1 protein-coding gene is annotated in these 279 nt (G+C 77.1%); it reads left to right on the forward strand.

Translation table 11 applies throughout. From position 1 onward, the window contains the following. On the forward strand, positions 1-180 hold a 180-nt coding region (locus MJ643_RS30685), incomplete at its 5' end, for a hypothetical protein (protein ID WP_247727310.1). Positions 181-279 lie beyond the last annotated feature (99 nt).

Genomic DNA, 279 nt, shown 5'->3' on the forward strand with positions numbered 1-279 from the left:
GCCGGCGGACGCTTCGCCGCGTTCTGGGCGCAGCAGGACGCCTCGGCCGGCTGGCGGCTCGAGGCGGTCCCGCCGTCAGCCGCGGAACCGCCGTCGGCCGGCTCGTCGTCGGATGCGGCGGAGGCGCAGGTCCCGGCGTCAGCCGCGCCGTCGGCTCAGGAGTGCGCGACGAACTCCTGACGCTGCGCGCCGAGGCCGTCGATGCCGATCTCCACGACGTCCCCGACCTGCAGGTACGGGAAGCGGCCGGAGAGGGCGACGCCCTGCGGGGTGCCGGTG

This window comes from Pseudomonas sp. PNPG3, from assembly GCF_023093815.1.
Taxonomy (GTDB): Bacteria; Pseudomonadota; Gammaproteobacteria; order Pseudomonadales; family Pseudomonadaceae; genus Aquipseudomonas; species Aquipseudomonas asiatica.